The 5,019-nt window shown below is 39.4% G+C and carries 3 protein-coding genes and 1 pseudogene; all 4 read left to right on the top strand.

Annotated elements, in window-relative coordinates; translation table 11 throughout:
- Positions 1–332 (top strand): RNA-guided endonuclease TnpB family protein (locus QZU45_RS10740; RefSeq protein ID WP_295355164.1); only part of this gene is annotated, 332 nt, incomplete at its 5' end.
- A gap of 536 nt (positions 333–868) precedes the next feature.
- Complete coding sequence (gene pnp / locus QZU45_RS10735; protein WP_295355162.1) at positions 869–3,124, top strand: polyribonucleotide nucleotidyltransferase; 2,256 nt, start codon at positions 869–871, stop codon at positions 3,122–3,124.
- A 71-nt stretch (positions 3,125–3,195) separates the two neighbouring features.
- Complete coding sequence (locus QZU45_RS10730) at positions 3,196–4,587, top strand: sodium-dependent transporter (protein ID WP_295355160.1); 1,392 nt, start codon at positions 3,196–3,198, stop codon at positions 4,585–4,587.
- A gap of 22 nt (positions 4,588–4,609) precedes the next feature.
- Positions 4,610–5,019, top strand: a pseudogene (locus QZU45_RS10725) (sodium-dependent transporter); the annotation flags it as partial.

Here is a 5,019-nt window from a genome sequence, read left to right as displayed (position 1 = left end):
TTGATATGAATGGTATGTCGCAAAGTCTGAATTTTGGAAAATCAGTTCATGATAATGCTTTTGGCAGTTTCATAGAAATGCTTTCCTATAAACTTCAGAGACAGGGCAAATATCTTGTAGAGGTGGATAAGTTTTATCCAAGCTCACAGCTTTGCTCTGTCTGTGGATATCAGAATAAGGAAACCAGGGATTTATCCTTACGAGAATGGATTTGTCCACACTGTGGAACAAAACATGACAGAGATATCAATGCGGCAGTAAATCTTCTAAAAGAAGGCAAAAGACTTTTGCTGAATCAGATAAAACAAGAACCGAGGGGCACTCGGGGATAGCCTGTTGTGAGGTAAAAGCTCACTGCTTTGGTCGTTGGATCAATCGAACAGGAAGCCCCTACCTCTATAGTAGGGGAGTATGTCACACAGGTGAGTGGATATTTGGATTTGTAGCAGTTTATTTGTTTACTTTATTCTTCAATCCGCAGAAATTCCTTTTTCAGTCGCGAGAAAGATCTCAAAACTTACAAAAACATTATCAAAAGCAAGAATTTGAAAATGTATCTGTGTGATAATATTGCAGATAAACTTGCTTGTTAATACAAAGTGAAAGTAATAAAGATCTTTGATTTTTGGGCTTGGCAATCAGTTTGTTTTACCGTTTAGAGTAAAAAGAAATTTTTTAAGGATGAGTCTTTATCCTTGAGGATATGCTGAAACTAGTTTCAGCTTTTTTGTAACACTGTTGGAATATGAGGCTTTCCTTTTTTTAGGTAAGTAAAAGAAGAAAAAAGGGTATCCGCATCTGGTAGTGATAAAGTGAATTCCCACGAAAGAGGCAAACAAAAGTGGGAAAAAAGTGGAGATAATAATCGATGAATTTAAAGCCAATAGTTCACACCTTTAAATATGGTCGTCATACTATTACATTAGAAACTGGAGCAATTGGTCGTCAGACAGATTCTGCTGTTATGGCATCAATGGATGATACTACTGTATTTGCTACTGTAGTATGCAACCGAAAAGAAGAAGTTGAAGGTAGAGATTTCTTCCCTCTAACAGTTAATTATCAGGAACGTTCTTATGCAGCAGGTAAAATCCCTGTAAGTTTCTTCCGTAGAGAAGGCCGTGCAACAGAAGGTGAAACCTTGATTTCTCGTCTTATCGACCGTCCATTACGTCCATTATTCCCAGATGGTTTCGTAAACGAGGTTCAGGTTGTTGTTACTGTTATGTCAGCAAATCCTGAAATTCCTACAGACATCATTTCTATTATTGCCGCTTCAGCAGCATTAGCTTCATCCGGTCTCCCATGGAATGGTCCTTTGGGTGCAGCTCGTGTAGGTTATATTGATGGTCAGTATGTTTTAAACCCATTAACTTCAGAGTCAAAGGTTTCAGATCTTGATCTTGTTGTTGCAGGTTCAGAGAAAGCTGTAGTGATGGTTGAGTCTGAGGCTAACTGCTTACCAGAGTCAGTAATGCTTGGTGCTGTTATGTACGGTCACGAGCAGCAGCAGGTTGTAATCAAAGAGATTGAAGAGTTTGCCAAGAAGGTTAACCGTCCTGTCTGGGATTGGGTAAAGCCAGAGGAGAACACTGCTTTAATCGAGGCTGTTAAGGCTGATGCAGAGCAGGCTGTAGGTGATGCTTTCAGAATCGTAGATAAGTTAGAGCGTCAGGATAAGCTTGCTGAAATTCAGAAGAATACAACTGAGAAACTAAAGGCAGAGCACGAAGAGTGGGCTGAGAAAGACAATGAAATCGCTAAGATTTTCTTTGAATTAGAGCGTAATATTGTCCGTGAGAGAATCCTTTCAGGTGAAAAGCGTATCGATGGTCGTACCTTAAGAATGATTCGTCCAATTACCATTGCAACTGGTATTCTTCCACGTGTTCACGGTTCTGCATTATTCACCCGTGGTGAAACTCAGTCTATTGGTACCTGTACTTTAGGTTCTGAGAGAGATGCTCAGACTTTTGAAGATATGTCAGGTGTTCGTTCAGACAGATTTATTCTTCACTATAATTTCCCTCCATACTGTGTTGGTGAGATTGGTCTTATTGGTTCTCCAAAGCGTCGTGAAATCGGTCACGGTCGTCTTGCCAAGAGAGCTTTAAAAGCAGTGCTTCCAGAGATGGAGAAGTTCCCATATTCAATCCGTGTCGTTTCAGAAATTACTGAGTCAAACGGTTCATCTTCAATGGCATCTGTATGTTCAGGATGTCTATCACTGATGGATGCTGGGGTACCTATCAAGGCTCCTGTTGCCGGTATTGCAATGGGTCTTGTTAAAGAAGATGACAGAGTTGCAATTCTGACCGATATTATGGGTGATGAAGACCATTTAGGTGATATGGACTTCAAGGTAGCCGGTACCCGTGACGGTGTTACCGCTCTACAGATGGATATCAAGACAGACGGTATTACCCGTGAAATCATGCAGAATGCATTAACTGATGCTCATGCTGCAAGAATTCACTTACTGAATGTAATGCAGAAGGCAATTCCTGGTCCTCGTGAAACTCTTTCTCCTTATGCTCCACGTGTAGTAACCATTAAGGTTCCTGCAAACAAGGTTAAGGAAGTTATCGGCAAGGGCGGTTTTAACGTACGTTCAATTCAGGCAGATACCAATTCACAGATTGATATCGATGATGATGGTACTGTAAAGATTTCTGCTTCTTCTTTAGCTTCTGCTGATGCTGCAATTAAGCGCATTAATGATCTTTTAGTTGAAGTTGAAGTTGGTCAGGATTATGATGGAAAAGTTGTAAGAATCACTGATTTTGGTGCTTTTGTTAACATTCTTCCAGGCAGAGATGGTCTTGTACACATTTCTCAGATCACCGAAGAGCGTGTAGAGAATGTAAATGATTATCTATGTGTTGGTGATGAAGTTCGTGTTCGTGTTCTGGATATTGATAATACCGGAAGAATCCGCTTATCAATCAAGGCATTAGCTGAAGCTGAGAATGCAAAGACTGAAGCTGATGAGCAGAAGACAGAACAGGATTCAGCTCCAGAAGTTGATTTGGATGAAGATGCTGAGCCAGCAGAGAACACTTATGTTCAGGCCTCATCTGAGGATTTGCCAAATCCATATGAGAATAGCCCACGCGAAGAATAATCTTCTGCTTGTGCTATGTTAAATAAAACAAGGCTCGTTAAAAATACGGGCCTTTTTTGTGAGAAAAAAAAATGACAAGTACGCAAAACAATAATAGAGAACAGTTTACTTCCAGACTTGGTTTCCTTCTGATTGCTGCAGGATGTTCAATCGGTCTTGGAAATGTATGGCGTTTCCCTTATATCACTGGTCAGTATGGCGGCGCTTTATTTGTACTTATCTATATTGCATTCCTGATTCTGCTAGGAATCCCTCTTGTAACCATTGAGCTTTCTGTTGGTAGAGCTTCAAGAAGATCTATTGGTCGTTCTTTTGAAATTCTGACTCCTAACAAAAAATGGTATATCTGCAAATATTTCATGATCACGGGTAATTATATCCTGATGGCTTTCTATACCATGGTTACAGGATGGATGTTTTATTACTCCTCAAAAATGCTGTTAGGTGAGTTTACTTCTTCTCCTATGAGCCAGGCTGATTCAGGCGCCGTTTTTGGGGGAATACTTGCTGATCCTGTTACTCAGATAATCTGTACTGTCATTGTTACTGTGGTTGGCTTCTCTGTATGTGCATGCGGTGTTAGAAAAGGAGTTGAGCGTATAACCAAACCAATGATGGTTTTGCTGTTTATGCTGCTGATTTTCCTTTCCGCAAGATCTTTTTTTCTACCAGGATTTGAAAAGGGCTTAGAATTTTACCTAATGCCTGATTTTTCAAAGATCTCATCACAGAATCTTTATGAGGTATTGTATGCCGCACTTGGTCAGGCTTTCTTTACCTTAGGTTTAGGTGTCGGTTCTCTACAGATTTTCGGTTCATATATGAACTCTAATAAGTCTATAACCTATGAAGCAACCGTGATTACTCTTTTAGATACCATAGTGGCAATTTTAGCTGGTATCATTATTTTCCCTGCCTGCTTTAGCTACTCAGTTGAACCAGGACAGGGCCCTGGGCTGATTTTTGTTACTCTGGTTTCTGTTTTCTCAAATATGGCTGCAGGCCAGATCTGGGGAAGTATCTTCTTTATCTTTATGCTATTTGCTGCTGTTTCAACACTGATCGCTGTGTTCGAAAATATTGTCGGTATCAGCATTGATGTTTTCAGCATTTCAAGAAAGAAAGCAGTTGTTTACAACTGTATTGTGATTCTTGTTCTGTCCTTACCTGTAATCCTCGGATTTAATGTATTGTCAGATGTACATCCTCTAGGAGAAGGAACAGTAATTCTTGATTTGTATGATTTTATTCTTTCTCAGAATATTCTCCAAATTGGTGCAATAATCTACGTTTTATACGTCTCATGGAATTATGGCTGGGGATTTGATAAATATTTAAAGGAGACCAATAAGGGGTCGGGATTTAAATTAACCAATAAATTTAAGTTCTATTTCAAATATGTATTGCCTTTAATTGTTGTTTTCCTTTTAATTCAAGGCTATATATCAGTTTTTAATAAATAATAATAACGAGAAACATAATTCTATGAGTACTAAGGTAAGAACTAGGGAAGTATTTAGAACAAGACTAGGCTTCCTTCTGATTGCCGCAGGTTGTGCTGTGGGTATTGGTAATGTTTGGAGATTTCCATACATTGTAGGTCAGTACGGTGGTGCGTATTTTGTTCTTTTATATCTGTTTTTCCTGCTTTCTGTAGGTATTCCTTTACTTACGGTTGAGCTTGCTATTGGTAGAGCTTCAAGAAGTTCAATGGCTTACTGTTATGAAAGACTTGAACAGCCTGGATCTCACTGGCATTTCAACAAATGGTGGCAGTTTTCAGGTAATTATATCCTGATGGCTTTCTATGTTGTTGTAGCAGGATGGATGCTTTTCTATTTCTGTAACTTTGTCTCAGGTAATATTACCCCAGGCATGACCAGAGAAACAGCAGG

Source organism: uncultured Succinivibrio sp., assembly GCF_902756765.1.
Taxonomy (GTDB): domain Bacteria; phylum Pseudomonadota; class Gammaproteobacteria; order Enterobacterales; family Succinivibrionaceae; genus Succinivibrio.
Note: the sequence above shows the minus strand (reverse complement) of the source record. Positions and strands in the feature narration are given on the sequence as shown.